Here is a 19,832-nt window from a genome sequence, read left to right as displayed (position 1 = left end):
ATGTCCAGTGAACCGGAGTAACACAGCATGAAAGCCGCGGTCCTGTTCGAGGCGAAGACGCCGCTGGTCATCGAGGACGTCACGGTAGCGAAGCCGCTGGCGCACGAGGTGCTGATCCGCACGCATGCGGTGGGCGTGTGTCGATCCGATCTGCACTTCGTCGACGGCCTCTACCCGCATCGCTTCCCCACCATTCCAGGGCACGAGGCCGCCGGCGTGGTCGAGGCGGTGGGGGACGAGGTACGATCGGTGAGGGTTGGCGATCACGTCGTCACCTGCCTGTCCGCCTTCTGTGGCCAGTGCGAGTTTTGCGTCACGGGCCGCCTGTCGCTGTGCATCGACGCGTCCGTGAAGCGGCCGAAGGGTGCGGAGGCCCGGCTGATGCTGCGCGATCGGCCGATCGCGCAGATGCTGAACCTGTCCGCCTATGCCGAGCAGATGCTGGTGCATGAACATGCCTGTGTCGCGATCGATCGCGACATGCCGCTCGACCGCGCGGCGCTGCTGGGGTGTGCGGTGACGACGGGGGCGGGGGCGGTATTCAATTGCGCAGACGTGACGCCGGGAGAGACGGTGTGCGTGGTCGGATGCGGCGGGATTGGGCTGGCGGCGGTCAATGCGGCGCGGATCGCGGGCGCTGGCAAGATCATCGCGCTCGACCCGGTTGCGGAGAAGCGGTCGCTCGCGGAGAGATTGGGGGCGACGCATACGCTGGACGCGCTGTCGGCAACGGTGGCGGACGAGGTGGTGGAGATCAGCCGCGGCGGCGTGCACCACGCGATCGAGGCGGTGGGCCGGCCACAATCGGCGGCCACCGCGGTCAAGGTCCTGCGGCGCGGAGGAACGGCCACGGTGCTGGGTATGCTGCCGCCGGAAGAGAGCGTGGGCCTGTCGGCGATGGACTTGTTGTCGGGCAAGCGGTTGCAGGGCGGGTTCATGGGCGGCAACCGGTTCCCGGTGGACATTCCGCGACTGGTGGATTTCTACCTGCGCGGGCTGCTCGATCTGGACTCGATCATCGCCGAGCGGTTGCCGCTGGAGCGGATCAACGACGCGTTCGACGAACTGCGGCGGGGTGAAGCGACGCGCAGCGTGGTGGTGTTCGCGTGACCGGGATGGAGGGAACGGTCGACGTCGCGGCGAAGGATCGGATCGATCTCGACCGGCTGGCGGAGTGGATGACGGCCAATGTCGAAGGTTTTGTCGGGCCGTTGAGCTATGCGAAGTTCGCCGGGGGACAGTCGAACCCGACCTATCGCCTCGACACCCCGCATCGCGCCTATGTGTTGCGGCGCAAGCCGTTTGGGCCGATCCTGCCGTCGGCTCATGCCGTCGAGCGGGAGTACCGGGTGATCGCCGGCCTGCACCCCACCGGCTTTCCCGTGCCGAAGCCGTATGGCCTGTGTGAGGATGCGACCGTCATCGGCTCCGCTTTCTACGTGATGGAGATGGTGGAGGGGCGGACGATCTGGGACGGTGCGATGCCCGCTCTGTCGACCCCGGACCGGCGGGCGCATTACGATGCGATGGTCGACACGTTGGCGGCTCTGCATGCGACCGACTTCGCGGCGGCGGGGCTCGGCGACTATGGCAAGCCGGGCAATTATTTCGAGCGGCAGGTCGCGCGCTGGACCAAGCAGTATCGTGCTGCCGAGACCGAGCACATGCCACGTGTCGAGAAGCTGATCGAGTGGCTGCCGCGGACGCTGCCGGAGCAGACGCGAACCTCCATCGTCCACGGCGATTACCGCGTCGACAACATGATTTTCGCAGACCGCGAACCGCGCGTTATTGCGGTGCTGGATTGGGAGTTGTCGACGCTGGGCGATCCGCTGGCGGACTTCTCGTACTTCCTGATGAATTGGGTGACCGAGCCGGAGGGGCGTTCGGGCGTCAGGGGGCTGACCGGGCCGGAGACGGGTATCCCGACGATCGAGGAGGTGGTGGCCCGCTATTGCGCCGCCACCGGTCGTGACGGGGTGCCGCAACTCGACTGGTATTTCGCCTACAACCTCTTCCGGCTGACCGGCATCGTCCAGGGCATCAAGCGGCGGATCATCGACGGCAACGCGTCGAGCGCGAAGGCGGAGGAGACGGCGGCGCGCGTCTACGGGCTGGCGGATGCGGCATGGGGCTTTGCCGAGAACGCCATGGCACAGGGAGTAAGGGCATGAGCGCGTTGTTCGACATGGCCGGGCGGGTGGCGATCGTCACCGGCTCGTCGCGGGGGATCGGCAAGGCCGCCGCGCTGGAACTGGTACGGGCCGGCGCGTGCGTCGTGATCTCCAGCCGCAAGCAGGACGCGTGCGACGCCGTGGTCGCCGAAATCGAGGCCGAACATGGCCCCGGTCGCGCCATCGCCGTCGCGGCAAGCATCGCGGACAAGGCGGGATTGCAGGCGCTGGTCGATGCGACGATCGCCGCGTTCGGGCAGGTCGACGTGCTGGTCTGCAACGCGGCGTCCAACCCCTATTACGGGCCGCAGGAGGGGATCAGCGACGAGCAGTTCCGCAAGGTGCTCGACAACAACATCGTCTCCAACCACTGGCTGATCCAGATGGTCGCGCCGGCGATGCGGGCGCGGGGCGAGGGATCGATCGTCATCGTGTCGTCGATTGGCGGGCTGAAAGGATCGGCGACGATCGGAGCCTATTGCATCAGCAAGGCGGCGGACATGCAGCTCGCCCGCAACCTGGCGCTGGAATTCGGGCCGGACGGCGTGCGCGTCAACTGCGTCGCGCCGGGGCTGGTGAAGACCGACTTCGCGCGGGCGTTGTGGGAGGACCCGGCGCGGCTGAAGGCGGTGAACGACACGGTACCGCTGCGCCGGATCGGCGAGCCGGAGGATATCGCCGGCGCCATCGTCTATCTCGCCGGGCCGGCCAGCCGGTTCATGACCGGTCAGACGATCGTAGTCGACGGCGGAGCGGTGGCATGATGCGGTTCGAGGGCAAGTCCGTGATAGTGACGGGTGGCGGATCGGGCATCGGCCGCGCCGCTGCGATCGCCTTTGCCGAAGAGGGGGCAAGCGTGATCGTCGCGGACCTGACGGAGGGGGCGGACGAGACCGCGGCGATGATCGGCGGGGCGGCGCGTGCGATCCGTATGGATGCTGGGTCGGAAGAAGACGTGATCCGCACGGTCGCGCTGGCGTGCGAAAAGTATGGTGGCCTGGACGTGATGTTCGCCAACGCCGGGATATCCGGCGGCATGGCCAACATCTTCGACACGAGCGCGGAGCTGATCGCGGAGGTGCTGCGTGTGAACCTGATCGGGCCGTTCCTGGCGATCAAGCATGCCGCACCGCGCATCGTCGAGCGGGGCGGCGGGGCGATCGTGCTGACCGCCAGCGTCGCCGGCCTGCGTTCCGGCGCGGGATCGCCGGCCTATTCCGCGTCGAAAGCGGGGGTCATCAATCTGGCGCAGGTGGCGGCGCAGCAGCTGTCGGGATCGAACGTGCGCGTCAATGCGATCTGTCCGGGTCTGACCGAGACGGGCATGACCAAGCCTGTGTTCGATTATGCGCGCGATGCCGGCAAGATCGACCGGGTCGGTCGCCTCAACCCCCTGCGCCGGGGCGCGCAGCCGGAAGAGCTGGCGCGGGCGGCGCTGTTTCTGGCGTCCGACGAGGCCAGCTACGTCAACGGGCAGGCGCTGGCGGTGGATGGCGGCCTGTCGTCCAGCCACGCCGTCACGCGACAAGATTATGGAAAGACAGCCGCTTAGGGTTACCCGACTTTAACCGAAACGCGATTAGCTACGGAGAATGCAACCGTTGCCGATCGATATCAGCCAAGCCACCCGGGAGGCGAGTCACTGGAAGGCGATGAACCGGTCGCAATTGTTGATCGAGTTCGCATTGGACGGCCACATCCGCTGGGCGAACCAGGGCTTCCTGAATACGGTCGGCTACAGTCTGGAAGCGCTGGTGGGGCAGCATCACCGCATTTTGTGCGATCCCGATTATGGACGCTCGTCGGCGTATGCGGCGTTCTGGCAACGACTGGGCAGCGGGCGCAACGATATCGGCGAGTATCGACGCATCGCCGCCGATGGCAGCCCGGTGTGGTTGCAGGCGTCCTACACACCGATGCTGGACGCACGGGGAGCCGCGACCGGCGTCCTGAAGGTGGCGAGCGACGTCACGGCGCGACACGTGGCGGATGCCGAGGCGAATGCACGCTGTGCGGCGATCGACCGATCGCAGGCAGTGATCGAGTTCGACATGGACCGACATATTCTCGCCGCCAACGATACATTCCTGGCGCTGTTCCGCTATCGTCGGGACGCCGTGATCGGCGGTTCGCACCGTATGTTCTGCGATGCGGACCATATCGATTCTGCCGAATATGCCGCATTATGGGCGCGACTGCGCGCGGGCGAGTTCGCGGCAGGACGGTTCCATCGCCTTGCCTCGGACGGGACATCACGCTGGGTACAGGCGATCTACACGCCGATCCTCGATGCAGGCGGCAAGCCGTACAAGGTCGTAAAGTTCGCCTCCGACATCACCGCGCAGGTGCGGATGGAAGAGCAGATCGGCGGCCGTCTCGATGAAAGCCAGCGTTTCCGTCGCGACGCGGAGGATCGCCGGAGCGAGATGGAATCGGTTCTCGACCGGCTGGGCGACGTGGTCGACGTCATTGCGGGCATTGCCGCGCAGACCAACCTGCTGGCGCTGAACGCGACGATCGAGGCGGCACGGGCGGGGGATGCCGGGCGGGGCTTTTCGGTGGTGGCCAGCGAGGTCAAGACGCTGGCCGCGCGGACGCGTGACGCGACACGAACAGCCCGGGCGATGCTGGGAACCTAGCGCACCACGGCAGGGCTGGCGCGCGGGTTATCCCCGCCGGCGCATCAGCCCTTCCTGCGCGGTGCTGGCGACGAGGCGACCGTCGCGCGTGAAGATCCGACCACGGTTGAGGCCACGGGCGTGGCCGGCCCACGGACTATCCATCGTGTACAACAGCCAGTCATCGGCGCGGAATGGCTCGTGCAGCCAGATCGCGTGATCGAGGCTGGCGACCTGCATGCCCGGCGTCAGCCAAGCGACGCCGTGCGGTACCATCGCGGTGCCGAGCAGCCGCATATCGGAGGCATAGGCCAGCACCGCGCGGTGCATGGCGGGATCGTCACCGATCGGCGCGGCGAGGCGGAACCAGACGTGCTGGATCGGCGGGCCGGGCTCGGGCCGGACGCTGCTGCGTTCCGATACCGGCCGCATCTCGATCGGGCGTGGGCGCAGCAGGACGCGATGATATTTCTCCGGCACCTCGGCGGCGAGCGCGTGGCGCAGGTCGTGTTCGCTGGCGAGCCCCTCCGGCGGCGGCACGTCGGGCATCGCGTCCTGATGCGATAGCCCTTCCTCCGGCAACTGGAACGAGCAGGCCATGTTGAGGATCGGCTGCCCGCGCTGCATCGCGATCACGCGCCGGGTGGCGAAGCTGCGGCCTTCGAAGTCGCGGACGATGCGGAAGACGATCGGGAAGTTCTCGTCGCCCGGGCGCATGAAATAGGCGTGGAGCGAGTGGGCCACTTTCTCGCCGTCGGTCGACCTTTGCGCCGCCTGAAGCGCCTGCGCGATCACCTGGCCGCCGAAGACGCGCCCCTCGCCGCCGGGCTGGCGCGCGCCGCGGAACAGGTCGACGTCGATCTGTTCGACGTCGAGCAACTGGACGAGCGCGGCGGCGAGTTCGTCCGGCGTGGCGTCGTGGGGGGTATTCAGGTCCATGCGCTTCCCTTCGCCGCCCCGCCGCGCCGGATCAATAGCCCGCGGCGAGCGCCAGCCGGTCGGCGTGGAAGTTGGCGTCGCCCCAGAGTTCCGCGAGAACGCGGGCGCGCTTCATGAAGAAGCCGATATCGTATTCGTCCGTCATGCCGATGCCGCCATGCATCTGCACGCCTTCGTTGACGCTGAGTGTCGTGGCCATCGCCGTCATGGCCTTGGCGACGGAGACGGCTTCGTCGGCCCGGTCGCTGCCGGCGTCGAGCAGCTGCTGCGCGCGGAGCACGGCGGCGCGGGCGACCTCCATTTCGCTGTAAAGATGCGCGGCGCGGTGCTGGAGCGCCTGGAAGCTGCCGATCGTGACGCCGAACTGCTTGCGCTGCTTGAGATAGCCGACCGTCATGGCCATCGCGCCGCCGCCGACGCCGAGCAGTTCGGCGGAGGCGCCGGTCCGGCCGGCGCGCAGCAGGCGATCGAGCGGCACGCGGCCGGCGTCGACCTCTCCGATCACGGCGTCGGCATCGACCTCCACACCGTCGAAGTCGAGGTGCGCGGCGATGCTGGAGTCGGCGAGGCGTTCGGGCCGGATGTCGAGCTTCGCGGCGTCGCGCGGAACGGCGAACAGGGTGATGCCGTCGCGGTCGCTCGCGCTGCCGGCAGTGCGGGCGGCGACGATCAGCATGTCGGCGACGTGGGCGTGCGTCACGAACTGCTTGCGGCCGGTCAGGCGGAAGCCGTTGCCGGAGCGCTCCGCTTTCAGGTCGACGTGGTCGCGGTGCTTGGCGGCTTCGTCGATCGCCAGCGCGGCGACGGTCTCGCCCGCAACGATGCCGGGAAACCAGCGGTCGGCCTGCGCCGTGCCGCGCAACGCCTCGACCGCGGCGACGGCGGTGGTGAGGAAGGGGGAGGGCGACAGGTTGCGGCCGATCTCCTCCAGCACGACGCCCGCCTCGACATGGCCCATGCCGAGGCCGCCCTGATCCTCGCCGATCAGGATGCCGGTGAAGCCCATCTCCGCGAACTGCTTCCACAGGTCGCGGGAGAAGCCGATGGGATCGTCGGCATCGCGGAGCGCACGCAGGTGGGAAACGGGCGCGGCGTCGGCGACGAAGTCGCGGATCGTGTCCTGAAGCGTCGTCTGGTCTTCGGTGAGGTAGAGGGGCATCGATATCTCCTTCTCCCTCTCCCACTGGGAGAGGGTTGGGGTGAGGGCAGGGCGCGAACGCCGTCGGTGACCCTCACCCTTCCGCCACGCTGCGCGGCTCCTTCCCTCTCCCAAAGGGAGAGGGATTCTCGGTTAGGAAGGTAGATCCAGGATCCGCTTGGCGATGATGTTGAGCTGGATCTCCGACGTGCCGCCTTCGATCGAGTTCGCCTTGGTGCGGAGCCATGCGCGGGGCAGGGCACCGGTGCGGCCGGCGTCGCTCTCCCACTCCAGCGCGTCGGAGCCGCCGCCCGCCATCTGCAGTTCGTGACGATCCTTGTTCAGCTCGGTCCCGTAATATTTCATCATCGACGGCTGGGCGGGGTGGGCGCGGCCGGCCTTGAGTTCGTCGATGAAGCGCTCCGACATCGCCGCGAAAGCCTTCGCGCGGACCTGGAACTGCGCGATCTGGGCGCGGAGCAGCGGATCGGCTAGCCGACCCTGTTCGTCGGTGCCGATCGTCGCGAGCGCGCCTGCGATGAGCAGATCCTTGCCCTCGCCGAGACCCATGCCGGAGATCATCTCACGCTCGTGGCCGAGCAGGTATTTGGCGACGTCCCAGCCCTTGTTCTCGTCGTGGATGCGGTTGATCTTGGGCACCTTCACATCGTCGAAGAAGGTTTCGCAGAAGGGCGAATAGCCGCTGATGAGCAGGATCGGCCTGGTGGAGACGCCGGGCGACTCCATGTCGAACAGCACGAAGCTGATGCCGCCTTGCTTCGACGATTTGTCGGTGCGGACGAGGCAGAATATCCAGTCGGCCTTGTCGGCATAGCTGGTCCAGACCTTTTGGCCGTTGACGATATAATGGTCGCCGTTATCCTCCGCACTGGTCGCGAGGCTGGCGAGGTCGGAGCCGGCGTTGGGTTCGGAATAGCCCTGGCACCAGCGGATCTCGCCGCGGGCGATCTTCGGCAGATGATCGAGCTTCTGCTCCTCCGTGCCGTATTTCAGAAGCGCCGGCCCGAGCATCGAGATGCCGAAGCTGTTGAGCGGCGACCGGGCGCCGATCGCTTTCATCTCCTCGCGCAGGACCTTGGTTTCGGCCGGAGAAAGCCCGCCACCGCCGTATTGCGTCGGCCAGTCGGGCACGGTCCAGCCGCGCGCGGCCATCGTGTCGAGCCACTGTTTCTGCTCGGGGCAGGAGGGTTCGAAGCGGCGACCGCCCCAGCACACGTCCGCTTCCGAGCGCACGGGCTTGCGCATCTCTGGCGGGCAGTTCGCCTCCAGCCAGGCGCGGGTGTCGGTGCGGAAGGTGTCGAGGTCGGTCATGATGTCCTCTTTCTTGGGCCTCCCCTGCAAGGGGAGGGGGACCAGCGAAGCTGGTGGAGGGGTTGTGCGCTCTCGTTGGCGCATCACCCCTCCGTCAGGCCTGCGGCCTGCCACCTCCCCTTGCAGGGGAGGAACGCATCTACTTCAGCCGTCCACCCGATGACGCCGCGTCCTTCAGCGACCGGGCGACGGGGAAGCCGTATTGCTCCAGCCCGGCGACGACCTTTGCCAAGCCTTCGGACTGCGCCCAGAACATCGGACCGCCGCGGTAGACGGGCCAGCCATAGCCGTAGATCCAGACGACATCGATGTCCGACGCCCGCTGCGCCTTGCCTTCCTCCAGGATCAGCGCGCCTTCGTTGACCATCGTGTAGAGCGTGCGGGCGACGATCTCGTCCTCCGTGATCTCACGCGGGGTGACGCCCTCGCGCTTGCGGAAGTCGTCGATGATCTCGGCGACGCGGGCGCTGTTCGATGGCGTGCGCTTCTCGTCATAGTCGTAGAAGCCCGCCTTGGTCTTCTGACCCCAGCGGTTCTCGGCGGCGAGCGCGTCGCGGATGTTCTCGATCCGGGTCGGGTCGCGGTGCCAGCCGATGTCGACGCCGGCGAGGTCGGCCATCTGGAACGGCCCCATCGGCATGCCGAACGCGACATGGACGCGGTCGATCTGCTCGGGCGTCGCGCCTTCGAGCAGCAGCTTGGTCGCCTCCACCTGACGCGGCATCAGCATGCGATTGCCGATGAAGCCGTACGTGACGCCGGCGACGACCGCGACTTTCCGGATCTTCTTGGCGAGCGCCATGACGGTCGCCAGCACGTCGCCCGCCGTCTTTTCGCCGCGCACGACCTCCAGCAGCTTCATGACGTTGGCGGGGGAGAAGAAGTGCATGCCGACCACGTCCTGCGGACGCGCGGTGACGGCGGCGATTTCGTCGATGTCGAGATAGGAGGTGTTCGACGCGAGGATCGCGCCGGGCTTGGCGATGCCGTCCAGCTTCGTGAAGATCTCCTTCTTCACGTCCATATTCTCGTACACCGCCTCGATGATGAGGTCGCATTCGGCGAGATCGGCGAAGTCGAGCGTCGGCTTCAGCGCGGCCATCGCAGCTTCGACCTGTTCGGGCTTCATGCGGCCCTTGGCGGCGGTCGCCTCGTAATTCCTGCGCATCGTGCCGGTGCCGCGGTCGAGCGCCTCGGCCTGCATTTCGACGATCGTCACCGGGATGCCGGCGGACAGGAAGTTCATCGAAATGCCGCCGCCCATCGTACCGGCCCCGATCACGCCGACGCGGGCGATCGGCCGCAGAGGGATGTCGGCGGGCACGTCGTCGATCTTCGACGCCTGACGCTCGGCGAAGAAGATGTGGCGTTGTGCGGCAGACTGGACGCCCATCATCAGGCGCATGAATTCCTGCCGTTCGAAGGCGATGCCGTCGGCAAAGGAGGAACTGGTCGCCTTCTCGACGCAGGCGATATTGGCGGCGGGCGCCTCGAAGCCGCGGAAGCGGCGGGCATTGTCCTTCTTGAAGCTGGCAACGGCGTCGGCGTCGGCGGCGACCTCGCGCTCCGACGCGCGGGGGATCGGGCGCTTCGTCTTGACCTCGTTGGCGAAGGCGATGGCATCCGCCTCCAGCGAGTCCTCGCCTGCGAGCCGGTCGATCAGGCCGGCGTCGAGCGCCTTCTTCGCGGAGATCGGATCGCCCTTGGCGGTCAGTTCCAGCGCCAGTGCGACGCCGGCGAGGCGCGGCAGCCGCTGCGTGCCGCCCGCACCGGGGAGCAGGCCCAGCTTCACCTCGGGCGTGCCGAGCTTCGCGGAGGGAACGGCGATCCGGTAGTGACAGCCGATCGCGACCTCGCACCCGCCGCCGAAGGCAGTGCCGTGGATCGCGGCGACGACGGGCTTGGACGACGCCTCAATCATGTCGACGAGCGTGGGCAACAGCGGCTCGACCGGGGGCTTGCCGAATTCGGTGATGTCGGCGCCCGCGAAGAAGGTGCGGCCGTCGCAGCGTATGACCATCGCGGCGATCGAGGCATCGGCCACGCCCTGCTTGATCGCGCCCTCCAGACCCGTCCGTACCGCCGCACCCAGCGCGTTCACGGGCGGATTGTCCGAGATGATGACGAGGATGTCGTCGTGGCGCTCGGTACGGATGGGCGAGGTCATGCACGTCTCCTGTGGATGGGCCGGCGTGTCATCGTTTCGCCATACCCTGAATTCTAATCGTTGCCCGCTCTATCGCCTTGAGCGGCGCGTGAATCAATCCTAAACCGCCGGACCCGATATTCGAGTCATTGATAAAGGACGCCTTGCATGGCCAGTCAGCCGACCATTTCCGTCGACCCGAACTGGCCCGCCATGCCCCTGACGCAGGCGAAGGCGCTGCTGACCGCGCCGGGTGCGCCGTTCGAGATGGACGAAGTGGCGATCCGCGGCGTGCTGACGCGCATCTGGAAGAATGCGCCGCCGTCGCTGCCGCGGTTCATCGGCGCGTCGCGCGCGGCGGGCGATCAGCTGTTCGTGATCCACGAGGACGAGCGGGTGACGTACGAGGCCAATCACCGGGCAGTGGCGGCGCTGGCCGCGCATCTGGTGGGACTGGGTGTCGGGCGGGGCGACCGCGTCGCGCTGGCGATGCGGAACCTGCCGGAATGGCCGGTGGCGTTCTTCGCGATCACCGCGCTGGGCGCGGTCGCGGTGCCGCTCAACGCGTGGTGGACGGGCGCGGAGCTGGAATACGGGCTGACCGATTCCGGGGCGAGGGTGCTGATCGTAGACGACGAACGTCATGCGCGGCTGGCGGAGCGTTATGCGGCGGCTCCGGCGCTGGAGCATGTGCTGGTCGCGCGCGCCTCGACGGCGCTGGACGGCATTGCGGATCGGCTGGAGGATGCGATCGGGACGCCGCACGACTGGGCGCGGTTGCCGGATGCGCCGCTGCCCGATGTCGCCGTGGTACCGGAGGACGACGCCGCGATCTTCTATACCAGCGGTACGACGGGCGCGCCGAAGGGGGCGCTGGTCACGCATCGCAACCTGATGAGCAACGTGCTGTCGAACGGTTATTCCTCGGCACGCAGCGCGTTGCGGCGGGGGGAGATGCCGGTGCCGCCGAGCCCCCGAGTGCTGCTGACGGTGATCCCGCTGTTCCACGTCACCGCCTGTTCGGCGGCGCTGATGCCGGCGATCGCGACAGGGAGCACGATGATCTTCATGCGCAAATGGGACACGATCCGCGCGTTCGAGATCATCGAGCGGGAGCGGGTGAACATCACCGGCGGGGTGCCGACGATCGCGTGGCAGTTGCTGGAGCATCCCGACCGGGGCCGGTACGACCTGTCGTCGCTCGAATCGATCGCCTACGGCGGCGCGCCGTCCGCGCCCGAACTGGTGAAGCGCATCCACGAGGAACTGGGTGCATTGCCCGGCAATGGCTGGGGCATGACGGAAACGTGCGCGACGCTGACGCATCATAGCGGCGAGGAGTATCTTATGCGGCCGGACAGCGCCGGGCCGCCCGTCGCCGTCGCGGACCTGAAGATCGTCGCAGAGGACGGGGTCACCGAGCTGCCGGTCGGCACGATCGGGGAGCTATGGGCGCGCGGGCCGATGATCGCGCGCGGGTACTGGAACCGGCCGGAGGACAGCGCCGCGACCTTCGTCGACGGGTGGGTGCGAACCGGCGATCTGGCGCGGGTGGACGAGGACGGCTTCCTGTTCATCGTCGACCGCGCCAAGGACATGGTCATCCGCGGTGGCGAGAACATCTATTCGATCGAGGTCGAGAACGTCCTCTACGCGCATCCCGCCGTCACCGACTGCGCGCTGATCGGTATCCCCCACCGGACGCTGGGGGAGGAGCCGGCGGCGGTGGTCCACCTCTGCCCCGGGTGCGAAGCGAGCGAGGCGGAGTTGCAGGAGTGGGTGCGGGCGCGACTCGCCGGCTTCAAGGTGCCCGTCGCGATCCGCTTCGTGGCCGACACGCTGCCGCGCAACGCCAATGGCAAGATCGTGAAGTCCGAGTTGAAGGCGCTGTTCGCCGTCTGAGCGGCGCGCTTTTCGTCCCGGCGGGGGACATGGTGAGCAACCGTTAACCGTGTTGCCCGAGCAAGCGGCGAATGCGGCGTTCGTTAACTGCCTTCCGGGGTGGCGCATCGCCATCGGCCGTGGCTGGGTCGCGGTCGATGACGATGATCGCTGCACGACTGGAACGGCTGTTGATGGCGCGCTGGGTCGTGCCGGCACTGTTCGTGCTGGCGATCGCACTGAGACTGGCGTTCGTGCTGGCGTTTCCGCAGGTGCCGTCGTCGGACGGCGAATGGTATCTGGTGCGCGCGGCCGAGATGGCGCGCGGGATGGGGTATCAGGAGGCGGGGCACCCGACTGCGTTCTGGCCCGTCGGTTACCCTGCGTTGCTGGCGGCGAGCCTGTGGCTGTGCGGGCCGTCGCTGGCGGGGCCGATTGCGCTGAACCTGATCGCGGCGGCGACGATCCTGGCGCTGGTGCTGCGGTGTGCACGGCTGGTCGGGACCGACGAGACTGGCGCGCGGCTGGCGGGGCTGCTCTACGCCATCTATCCCGCGCATATCGTCTATACCGGCACCACCACGTCGGAGGCGACGTCGACGGCGGTGACGATGGCGGCGTTTGCGCTGCTGGTCGGAGGACGACGGCGCCGCCTCGCGCTGGTCGCGGCGGGGCTGTTGTTCGGCGTCGCCACGCTGATGCGGGCGCAGATGCTGATGTTCCCGGCCGGGCTGCTGATCGCGATGACGATCGTCTGGCGCGATTATCGCTGGCGCGACGCGCTGAAGGCGGCGGTGATCGTGCATGTGGCGATGGCGGCGGTGGTGCTGCCGTGGACGGTCCGCAACTATCGCGCGCTGGAAGCGGTCGTGCCGGTGTCCACCAATGGCGGCGTGTCGCTGTATTACGGCGCGAACCCGCATGCGACTGGCGGCTGGTATGCGTGGGAGCGGACGCCGGAATGGGATCGCGTCGTCGGCATCCCCTACAGTGAGCGCGTCGCGCGACAGGTGGAAGTGGACCGGCGGTTCAAGAGGGCGGCGAAGGAGTGGATCGTCGCGCATCCCGCCGCTTGGGTGGCGCTCGGCCCGACCAAGATCGCGCTGCTATGGGCCAAGGACGGTGACGCGTTCTGGAACCTCGACGCCAGCTACCCGCAAGCTGGCCGCACGTTGACGCTGGTGCGGGCGGCCGATCAGGCGCTGTATATGGCGATGCTCGCTTTGGCAGTGATAGCGTTTGCGGTGGCACTGCGGGCGCGGTGGCGGGGGCGGGATGCGCCGATGCTGCTGATGGGGGCGATGCCGGCCTTCGCGACGCTGACCGCGTTCGGCTTCACGGGGCAGACGCGCTATCACTATCCGGCGATGCCGTTCGTCATCGTTGCGGCGGGGTGGATGCTGGCGATGCTGATCCGGCGCGCCGCCCGAGCCCCGGCACCCCAAGCCTCTGAACCCAAAGCCTCTGGACCTAGTCATATCGTCGATGGCGGAGGCCTGGAAACCGCGTAGAGTGGCGGGATGGCCGATCGCGAAGACCTCTCTGACCTCGACCCTTCCGACATGGTGCCCGACGACATGATGGGCATCCCCGCCGGGGTGGGCGCTGACGATGCGCTGCGCATCGCGATGCGGCGTGACCGGCTGCTCGCCGCGTTGACGCTGACGGCGGGAGCGGGATTGGCCTTCGCGCTGCCCTTCGCGCTGAAGGAGGGGGCGGAGTTCTTCCTGCCGCTGACCACCGCGCTCGTCATCGCGGTGGCGCTGGTGCCGCTGCTGGAGTGGCTGGAGCGGAGAAGGGTGCCGTCGCCGATCGCGGCGATCATCTGCCTGCTGCTGTTCCTGATCGCCGCCAACGTCGCGATCGCGGCGATCGTGGTGCCGGCGACCGACTTCTTCCGGCTGCTGCCGACGCGGCTCGACCGGATCCAGGACAATTTGCAGCCGTTGTTCGACCTGTATTCGAACCTCGAATCCTATGTGAACAAGACGCTGAGGCAGATCGCGTCGACGCCGGTGAAGCGGTCCCCAACCGCCGCCGTTGCGCCGCCCAGTTCTATTCTGGAGCTTGCGGCGACATCCGCCCCCGCGGTCATCGTCCAGTTCCTGTTCGCGGTGCTCATCATCTTCTTCTTCCTGTCCGGCTGGACGCGGATGCGGCAGAAGACGATCACCGGGCGGACCAGCTTCGACGGGGCGATGGCGACCGCGCGGGTCATTCAGGACGTGGTCGACGACGTGTCCGCCTATCTGGGCACGATCACCGCGATCAACGTGGTGCTGGGGATCGTCACCGGGCTGGCGCTGTACTTCATCGGCATGCCCTATCCGGCGATGTGGGGCGGGATCGTCGCACTGCTGAACTACATCCCGTATTTCGGGCCGGTGATCGGCGCGTTCCTGCTGGCGCTGGGCGGGCTGATGACCTTCTCCGACATCTGGATGGCACTGCTGCCGCCCGCGCTGATGTACGGGCTGCATCTGGTGGAGGCGAACGCGATTACGCCGTTCGTCGTCGGTCACCGCCTGACGATCAGCCCGCTGCTGATCCTGATCTCCCTGAGCTTCTGGGGATGGGTGTGGGGCACGCTGGGCGCGCTGCTGGCGGTGCCGCTACTCATCATCATCCAGACCGTGCTGCAGGCTGCGGGCAAGCCGGATATCGCGGGCTTCCTGTTCGAGCATGGCACGCTGGTGCAGCAGCGTCGCGGGCGCCGGAAAGGCGCCGATCGGGACGCGTGACGCGAATTCGTCAAAAAGGTCGTTGACAGGGTGGGGCCCCCCGCCTAGTTGGCCGGCCTCGCTTCCAAGCGGGTGTAGCTCAGTTGGTTAGAGCGCCGGCCTGTCACGCCGGAGGTCGCGGGTTCGAGCCCCGTCACTCGCGCCACTTCCCTTATGGGAATGGTGAAAATTCTGGAGCGGTTAGCGCTAGATAAGTTCGGAAGTTCAGGCTGGTGCGGCACTTCGTCGCACCCCGCTCCTACTGAAGCGGCGTCACCGCCAGCGGCCGGTTTCCATCCATAGCAGCAGCGGCTTCAGCGGGGCGATCCAGACGAGCCCGGTGGACACGTAGAACGCCAGTTGCAGCAGCCAATGCCACCCGCCGACCGTCTGCGACAGGCTGGCGACAACGATCGCCCAGACCGCGATCAGGGCGAGGATGGCGAAGATGCCTGCGGGTTTGCGCCAGCTTGGGGTCATGGGGCGGTCACGATCCATTCGGTGTCGGTGGCGATGGCGTGGAGCGGAACGTCCCACGGGTCGGGCACCAGCCTATCCACCTCCTGCACGGCCAGCGCCAGCCCCACGCGCCACGCGTTCGGATAGGCGGCGAAGGCGCGGTCGTAATGGCCGGCACCCTGACCGATGCGATTGCCGTGGCGATCGAAGCCGACCAGCGGCGTCAGGATGATGTCGGGGGCCAGGTCGCGCGCGTGTGAGGGCGGCTGCGAAAGGCCGAACGGACCGTCGGCCAAAGCAGCCTCCACATCCCATGCCAGGAACCGGAGCGGCGTGGCGCGATCGACGACATGCGGCAATGCGAGCACGCATCCGATTTGCGTGGCGGCCGTGGCGAAGGGCGCGGGGTCGACCTCGCTGCCGACGGGCACATAGCTCGCGACGATCAGGCCGGGTTGCAGCCGCTCGCGAAAGGCGGCGGGGACGGGGAGCGGCGTGCGCGGCGCAGCGGCGCGACGGGCGCGCAGGTCGGCGCGGATCGCGCGCTTGTCGCTCATTCAGAACGGGGCGGGGTGGCGGGACCGCCGTGGCCGTGTGCCGGTTTATCCACTGACGCACGGTACGTCAGGTGGGAACCATATACGTCGGACCAGGGTCCGGGCAGGGACAGTTCCCTATGGATGATGAATAGCCTCAGGGATAATATGAGCTCGTACCGGGCAGAACCCGCCGCGTACTATTTAGGGTGTGGGTCGGGTCGCGGCAATGGGGTCTGCGTGGGTTGATTGTTTCCGAACCCGCGCGCTATCCCGGCGAGGGCCGGGGTCCGGTTGCTGCTGAGCGCCTGAGACTCACTGCGTTGGCCGGACCTGGACCCCGGCCTTCGCCGGGGTGGTATGAGAGGCGGGGCGTCGGATGCAGCAGGAAGGCGCTGGGCCCCGCTTCCGCCGGGGAGCGGGTGTGGCTTGCCTTCCGAGTTGAATTAGCAGTCTGGCCTTAGAACCGGGTCACCCGATCTTCGGGGACTGTTCCAGCGCGTCGGCCAGGTCTTCGAGGCGGTCGGCGATGCGCAGCAGGGCAGGTTCGCTGACCGCGGCGCCGGCGGGAGGGCGGTTCTGCGACTCGTCGAGCGCGTCGGCGAGCATCAGCGAGACGAGCAGGAACGCGCGTTCGGCGCTGCCGCCGGAGGCCCGGTCGGCAGCGGCCCAGCGTTCGTCGATCATGCGGCCGAGCATCTGGACGCGCGCCTCGCCGCCGTCGCGGGTGGCGATCTGGTGCGGACGACCGCCGATGTTGAGCGTTACGTTGGCCATGTCAGCGCACCGCCCCGCGCGCGATCACGTCGTCGAGCGCGGCGACCGCCTCCGCCATCCGCGCCTTCAGAGCGGCGTGGCGGCGGGACAGGGCGTCGCCGCTGGCGGCGCGCGCGGCGACCGCCGCTTCGATACGGGCGATCGCGCGATCGATCCGCTCTGCGGCCGTATCGGAAGGATTGTCACTCATATCCGGTCGATTAGGCTTACCCCGTGGGCGCGGCAAGGCGGTTCACCGGAGGTCGCGGGCGGACCGGCGCAGCGAGGAGAAGCACCGTGGCGGTTGACGCCGCTGGCCTGCACCCGCAAAGGCTCGCCGCAAGTTCTCCAGCCGCGTTTCAGGCTATTACGTCAGGCCCCGGTCCGCCCGTTCATGGTCGGGCTGCGCGGCCACCATCCAAGGAGCAGGTGCGATGACGGTGAAGGTTGCGATCAACGGGTTCGGGCGTATCGGTCGCCTCGTCGCGCGGGCGATCATGGAGCGCGGCGCAGGCGATCTGGAGCTGGTGGCGATCAACGATCTGGCGGACGCGAAGTCGAACGCCTGGCTGTTCAGCCGCGACAGCGTCCACGGCCGCTATCCGGGCGAGGTGTCGGCGGACGGCGACGACATCGTCATCGACGGCAAGCGCATCCGCGTGACCGCCGAGCGCGATCCCGCGAACCTGCCTCATGCCGAGCTGGGCGTCGATCTGGTGCTGGAGTGCACCGGCTTCTTCACCGACAAGGCGTCGTGCCAGAAGCATATCGATGCGGGCGCGAAGAAGGTGCTGATCTCCGCACCGGGCAAGGGCGTCGACCTGACCGTCGTGTTCGGCGTCAACGACGACAAGCTGACCGCCGAGCACACGATCGTGTCGAACGCCAGCTGCACGACCAACTGCCTCGCCCCCGTCGCCAAGGTGCTGAACGATGCGATCGGGATCGAGCGCGGGCTGATGACCACGGTCCATGCCTATACCAACGATCAGAAGATCCTCGACCAGATCCATCCGGACCTGCGCCGCGCCCGCGCCGCGGCGATGAGCATGATCCCGACCACGACCGGCGCGGCGCGCGCGGTGGGCGAGGTGCTGCCGGAGCTGAAGGGCAAGCTGGACGGCTCCGCGATCCGCGTGCCGGTGCCGGACGTCAGCCTGGTCGACCTGACCTTCACCCCCGCCCGCGACACGACGCGCGACGAGGTCAACGCGATCCTGAAGGCGGCATCGGAGTCGGGGCCGCTGAAGGGTGTGCTGGTCTATTCGGACGAGCCGCTGGTTTCGATCGACCTGATGCACACTCCGCAGTCGTCGACGGTCGACAGCCTGGAGACGGCGGTCATCGACGGCAAGCTGGTGCGCGTCGTCAGTTGGTACGACAACGAGTGGGGCTTCTCCAACCGCATGGTCGACACCGCGACGGCGATGGCGCGGTTCATCTGAGGTGAGTGGCCGGATCGCCGGCATCGCGCGGCACGGGCGACCCAAGGGGCCGATGGAAAGCATCGACCATGCCGAGGTCTCGCTCGACGGCGGTATCGCCGGCGATTTCCGGGGTGCGCGCAAGCCCGGCGGGCTGGGCCGGCGTCAGGTGACGTTGATGGAGGCGGGCGACTGGGATCGTGCGATGACGGAAGTCGGTCGCACGATCCCATGGTTCGAACGGCGCGCGAACCTGCTGGTCGAGGGACTGGACCTGCCGCAGACGGCGGGGGTCCGGCTGGCGATCGGCGCGGACGTGGTGCTGGAAATCACGCGCGAGACGGACCCGTGCGAGCGGATGGAAGTGCTGGCCCCCGGGCTTCGCGCCGCGCTGACGCCGGACTGGCGCGGGGGTGCGTGCACGCGTGTTCTGGCCGGCGGCAGGATCGCTGTCGGTGATCTCATCAGGATCGAGGAATCATGAGCAAGCCGTTCAAAACGCTGAACGATCTGGGCGATGTTCAGGGCCGGCGCGTGCTGGTGCGCGAAGACCTGAACGTACCGATGGCGGACGGTCAGGTGACCGACGACACGCGGTTGCGCGCAACGCTGGCGACCGTGACCGAACTGGCCGATCGCGGGGCGATCGTGCTGGTACTGGCGCATTTCGGGCGGCCCAAGGGCGTGCCGAGCGCGGATATGTCGCTGGCGATGGTGGTGCGGCCCTATGCGGCGGTGTTGGGCCGCGATGTCCGCTACATCGACTGGGAGGGTGCCGACGAAGCGGCCGCGACGCTGCGGGCCGGCGACATCGCCGTGCTGGAGAATACGCGCTTTTTCGGTGGCGAGGAAAAGAACGACCCGGCGGTGGTCGAGCGGTTCGCCCGGCTCGGTGATGTCTACGTCAACGACGCCTTCTCCGCCGCGCACCGGGCGCACGCGTCGACCGAGGGTCTTGCGAAGGTCCTGCCGGCCTATGCCGGGCGGGCGATGGAAGCGGAACTCGACGCACTCGAAAAGGCGCTGGGCAACCCCGACCACCCGGTCGCCGCCGTCGTCGGCGGCGCGAAGGTGTCGAGCAAGCTCGACGTGCTGAAGCACCTCGTCACGCGGGTCGATCACCTGATCATCGGCGGCGGGATGGCGAACACCTTCCTCGCGGCGCGCGGCGTCGATGTCGGCAAGTCGCTGTGCGAGCATGAACTGGCGGCGACGTGCGAGGAGATCATGACGGCGGCGGACAAGGCGAACTGCACCGTGCACCTGCCGTATGACGTCGTCGTCGCGAAGGAATTCCGGGCGAATCCCGAAACTCGCACGGTCAATGTGCACGAGGTGGCGGCGGACGAGATGATCCTCGACGTGGGGCCGGCGGCGGTCGAGGCGTTGGGCGACGTGCTGAAGAATTGCCGGACCCTGGTGTGGAACGGGCCGCTGGGTGCGTTCGAGACGCCGCCGTTCGATGCCGCGACGGTCGCGCTGGCGAAGACCGCGGCGGCGCTGACCAAGGATGGGTCGCTGGTTTCGGTCGCAGGTGGCGGCGATACGGTGGCGGCGCTGAATCATGCAGGCGTGGCCGATGATTTCACCTTCGTGTCGACGGCGGGCGGTGCGTTTCTGGAGTGGATGGAGGGGAAGACCCTGCCGGGAGTCGCGGCGTTGTACCGCTGATCGGAACGGTCTGCCTGAGCGGTTGCGCGCGGCCCTTG

19 protein-coding genes and 1 tRNA gene are annotated in these 19,832 nt (G+C 67.8%); 12 read left to right on the top strand and 8 right to left on the bottom strand.

Translation table 11 applies throughout. The features are described 5' to 3' along the window. Window positions 1-27 precede the first annotated feature (27 nt). The 5 genes from ILT43_RS02175 to ILT43_RS19650 are packed head-to-tail and all read left to right on the top strand — an operon-like array spanning window position 28 to window position 4,813. Complete coding sequence (locus tag ILT43_RS02175; RefSeq protein ID WP_204193783.1) at window positions 28-1,110, top strand: Zn-dependent alcohol dehydrogenase; 1,083 nt, start codon at window positions 28-30, stop codon at window positions 1,108-1,110. 5 nt (window positions 1,111-1,115) lie between these two features. Further along, complete coding sequence (locus ILT43_RS02170; RefSeq protein ID WP_211534378.1) at window positions 1,116-2,174, top strand: phosphotransferase family protein; 1,059 nt, start codon at window positions 1,116-1,118, stop codon at window positions 2,172-2,174. Beyond that, window positions 2,171-2,938: an SDR family NAD(P)-dependent oxidoreductase gene (locus tag ILT43_RS02165; protein ID WP_204193780.1), complete on the top strand. Its 768-nt coding sequence runs from the start codon at window positions 2,171-2,173 to the stop codon at window positions 2,936-2,938. Before ILT43_RS02170 ends, ILT43_RS02165 begins: the two co-directional genes overlap by 4 nt. Continuing rightward, window positions 2,935-3,726, top strand: coding sequence for an SDR family NAD(P)-dependent oxidoreductase (locus tag ILT43_RS02160; protein WP_204193778.1), 792 nt, complete (start codon window positions 2,935-2,937; stop codon window positions 3,724-3,726). The genes ILT43_RS02165 and ILT43_RS02160 overlap by 4 nt, the downstream gene beginning before the upstream one ends. Window positions 3,727-3,775: 49 nt before the next feature. Next, on the top strand, window positions 3,776-4,813 hold the full coding sequence (locus ILT43_RS19650; protein WP_204193776.1) for a methyl-accepting chemotaxis protein: 1,038 nt from the start codon (window positions 3,776-3,778) through the stop codon (window positions 4,811-4,813). Between the two features lie 27 nt (window positions 4,814-4,840). Here the strand turns inward: ILT43_RS19650 and ILT43_RS02150 are convergent, their stop codons facing one another. The 4 genes from ILT43_RS02150 to ILT43_RS02135 all read right to left on the bottom strand — a co-directional run bounded on the left by ILT43_RS02150 (window position 4,841) and on the right by ILT43_RS02135 (window position 10,368). Next, on the bottom strand, window positions 4,841-5,731 hold the full coding sequence (locus tag ILT43_RS02150; RefSeq protein WP_204193774.1) for an acyl-CoA thioesterase: 891 nt from the start codon (window positions 5,729-5,731) through the stop codon (window positions 4,841-4,843). A gap of 31 nt (window positions 5,732-5,762) precedes the next feature. Next, complete coding sequence (locus ILT43_RS02145; RefSeq protein ID WP_204193772.1) at window positions 5,763-6,890, bottom strand: acyl-CoA dehydrogenase family protein; 1,128 nt, start codon at window positions 6,888-6,890, stop codon at window positions 5,763-5,765. A 132-nt stretch (window positions 6,891-7,022) separates the two neighbouring features. Next, on the bottom strand, window positions 7,023-8,204 hold the full coding sequence (locus ILT43_RS02140; protein WP_343283953.1) for an acyl-CoA dehydrogenase family protein: 1,182 nt from the start codon (window positions 8,202-8,204) through the stop codon (window positions 7,023-7,025). A gap of 136 nt (window positions 8,205-8,340) precedes the next feature. After that, complete coding sequence (locus ILT43_RS02135) at window positions 8,341-10,368, bottom strand: 3-hydroxyacyl-CoA dehydrogenase NAD-binding domain-containing protein (RefSeq protein ID WP_204193769.1); 2,028 nt, start codon at window positions 10,366-10,368, stop codon at window positions 8,341-8,343. A gap of 147 nt (window positions 10,369-10,515) precedes the next feature. Between ILT43_RS02135 and ILT43_RS02130 the strand changes: the two genes are divergently transcribed. The 4 genes from ILT43_RS02130 (at window position 10,516) to ILT43_RS02115 (ending at window position 15,114) form a co-directional block, all read left to right on the top strand. Continuing rightward, entirely contained in the window at window positions 10,516-12,249 is a 1,734-nt protein-coding gene (locus ILT43_RS02130) for a class I adenylate-forming enzyme family protein (protein ID WP_204193768.1), read from the top strand. 137 nt (window positions 12,250-12,386) lie between these two features. Further along, the gene (locus ILT43_RS02125; RefSeq protein ID WP_204193766.1) at window positions 12,387-13,739 is read left to right on the top strand and encodes a glycosyltransferase family 39 protein; all 1,353 of its coding nucleotides are present in this window, start codon (window positions 12,387-12,389) and stop codon (window positions 13,737-13,739) included. A gap of 51 nt (window positions 13,740-13,790) precedes the next feature. Next, on the top strand, window positions 13,791-14,969 hold the full coding sequence (locus ILT43_RS02120) for an AI-2E family transporter (protein ID WP_425530286.1): 1,179 nt from the start codon (window positions 13,791-13,793) through the stop codon (window positions 14,967-14,969). Between the two features lie 68 nt (window positions 14,970-15,037). After that, window positions 15,038-15,114, top strand: a tRNA-Asp gene (locus ILT43_RS02115). 107 nt (window positions 15,115-15,221) lie between these two features. On the opposite strand, the gene ILT43_RS02110 is transcribed toward ILT43_RS02115, so the two are convergent. The 4 genes from ILT43_RS02110 to ILT43_RS02095 form a co-directional block, all read right to left on the bottom strand. Further along, window positions 15,222-15,428, bottom strand: a complete 207-nt coding sequence (locus tag ILT43_RS02110) for a DUF2842 domain-containing protein (protein ID WP_204193763.1) — start codon at window positions 15,426-15,428, stop codon at window positions 15,222-15,224. Then, the gene (locus ILT43_RS02105) at window positions 15,425-15,964 is read right to left on the bottom strand and encodes a 5-formyltetrahydrofolate cyclo-ligase (RefSeq protein WP_204193761.1); all 540 of its coding nucleotides are present in this window, start codon (window positions 15,962-15,964) and stop codon (window positions 15,425-15,427) included. Before ILT43_RS02105 ends, ILT43_RS02110 begins: the two co-directional genes overlap by 4 nt. Window positions 15,965-16,414: 450 nt before the next feature. Next, window positions 16,415-16,720 (bottom strand): cell division protein ZapA, encoded by a 306-nt coding sequence (locus tag ILT43_RS02100; protein WP_204193760.1) that lies wholly within the window; start codon window positions 16,718-16,720, stop codon window positions 16,415-16,417. Window position 16,721: 1 nt separating this feature from the next. Continuing rightward, window positions 16,722-16,910, bottom strand: a complete 189-nt coding sequence (locus tag ILT43_RS02095) for a hypothetical protein (RefSeq protein ID WP_204193758.1) — start codon at window positions 16,908-16,910, stop codon at window positions 16,722-16,724. A gap of 223 nt (window positions 16,911-17,133) precedes the next feature. Between ILT43_RS02095 and gap the strand changes: the two genes are divergently transcribed. The 3 genes from gap to ILT43_RS02080 are packed head-to-tail and all read left to right on the top strand — an operon-like array spanning window position 17,134 to window position 19,794. Continuing rightward, window positions 17,134-18,144 carry a type I glyceraldehyde-3-phosphate dehydrogenase gene (gene gap / locus ILT43_RS02090; protein WP_204193756.1) on the top strand — a complete coding sequence of 337 codons (1,011 nt, stop codon included), beginning with the start codon at window positions 17,134-17,136 and terminating at the stop codon, window positions 18,142-18,144. 52 nt (window positions 18,145-18,196) lie between these two features. Then, the gene (locus ILT43_RS02085) at window positions 18,197-18,607 is read left to right on the top strand and encodes an MOSC domain-containing protein (protein WP_204193751.1); all 411 of its coding nucleotides are present in this window, start codon (window positions 18,197-18,199) and stop codon (window positions 18,605-18,607) included. Continuing rightward, on the top strand, window positions 18,604-19,794 hold the full coding sequence (locus ILT43_RS02080; RefSeq protein ID WP_204193750.1) for a phosphoglycerate kinase: 1,191 nt from the start codon (window positions 18,604-18,606) through the stop codon (window positions 19,792-19,794). The genes ILT43_RS02085 and ILT43_RS02080 overlap by 4 nt, the downstream gene beginning before the upstream one ends. The last annotated feature ends 38 nt before the right edge of the window (window positions 19,795-19,832 follow it).

The organism is Sphingomonas longa (genome assembly GCF_016892685.1).
Classification (GTDB): Bacteria; Pseudomonadota; Alphaproteobacteria; order Sphingomonadales; family Sphingomonadaceae; genus Sphingomonas; species Sphingomonas longa.
The sequence above is the reverse complement of the archived record's forward strand: the minus strand, read 5'-3'. Positions and strand labels throughout refer to the sequence as shown.

Excerpts from the sequence above, each read along its gene's own strand:
- ILT43_RS02175 (WP_204193783.1), top strand. The coding sequence starts at position 28 with ATGAAAGCCGCGGTCCTGTTCGAGGCGAAGACGCCGCTGGTCATCGAG.
- ILT43_RS02170 (WP_211534378.1), top strand. The coding sequence starts at position 1,116 with ATGGAGGGAACGGTCGACGTCGCGGCGAAGGATCGGATCGATCTCGAC.
- ILT43_RS02165 (WP_204193780.1), top strand. The coding sequence starts at position 2,171 with ATGAGCGCGTTGTTCGACATGGCCGGGCGGGTGGCGATCGTCACCGGC.
- ILT43_RS02160 (WP_204193778.1), top strand. The coding sequence starts at position 2,935 with ATGATGCGGTTCGAGGGCAAGTCCGTGATAGTGACGGGTGGCGGATCG.
- ILT43_RS02150 (WP_204193774.1), bottom strand. The coding sequence starts at position 5,731 with ATGGACCTGAATACCCCCCACGACGCCACGCCGGACGAACTCGCCGCC.
- ILT43_RS02145 (WP_204193772.1), bottom strand. The coding sequence starts at position 6,890 with ATGCCCCTCTACCTCACCGAAGACCAGACGACGCTTCAGGACACGATC.
- ILT43_RS02135 (WP_204193769.1), bottom strand. The coding sequence starts at position 10,368 with ATGACCTCGCCCATCCGTACCGAGCGCCACGACGACATCCTCGTCATC.
- ILT43_RS02130 (WP_204193768.1), top strand. The coding sequence starts at position 10,516 with ATGGCCAGTCAGCCGACCATTTCCGTCGACCCGAACTGGCCCGCCATG.
- ILT43_RS02125 (WP_204193766.1), top strand. The coding sequence starts at position 12,387 with ATGACGATGATCGCTGCACGACTGGAACGGCTGTTGATGGCGCGCTGG.
- ILT43_RS02120 (WP_425530286.1), top strand. The coding sequence starts at position 13,791 with ATGGTGCCCGACGACATGATGGGCATCCCCGCCGGGGTGGGCGCTGAC.
- ILT43_RS02110 (WP_204193763.1), bottom strand. The coding sequence starts at position 15,428 with ATGACCCCAAGCTGGCGCAAACCCGCAGGCATCTTCGCCATCCTCGCC.
- ILT43_RS02105 (WP_204193761.1), bottom strand. The coding sequence starts at position 15,964 with ATGAGCGACAAGCGCGCGATCCGCGCCGACCTGCGCGCCCGTCGCGCC.
- ILT43_RS02100 (WP_204193760.1), bottom strand. The coding sequence starts at position 16,720 with ATGGCCAACGTAACGCTCAACATCGGCGGTCGTCCGCACCAGATCGCC.
- ILT43_RS02095 (WP_204193758.1), bottom strand. The coding sequence starts at position 16,910 with ATGAGTGACAATCCTTCCGATACGGCCGCAGAGCGGATCGATCGCGCG.
- gap (WP_204193756.1), top strand. The coding sequence starts at position 17,134 with ATGACGGTGAAGGTTGCGATCAACGGGTTCGGGCGTATCGGTCGCCTC.
- ILT43_RS02085 (WP_204193751.1), top strand. The coding sequence starts at position 18,197 with ATGGAAAGCATCGACCATGCCGAGGTCTCGCTCGACGGCGGTATCGCC.
- ILT43_RS02080 (WP_204193750.1), top strand. The coding sequence starts at position 18,604 with ATGAGCAAGCCGTTCAAAACGCTGAACGATCTGGGCGATGTTCAGGGC.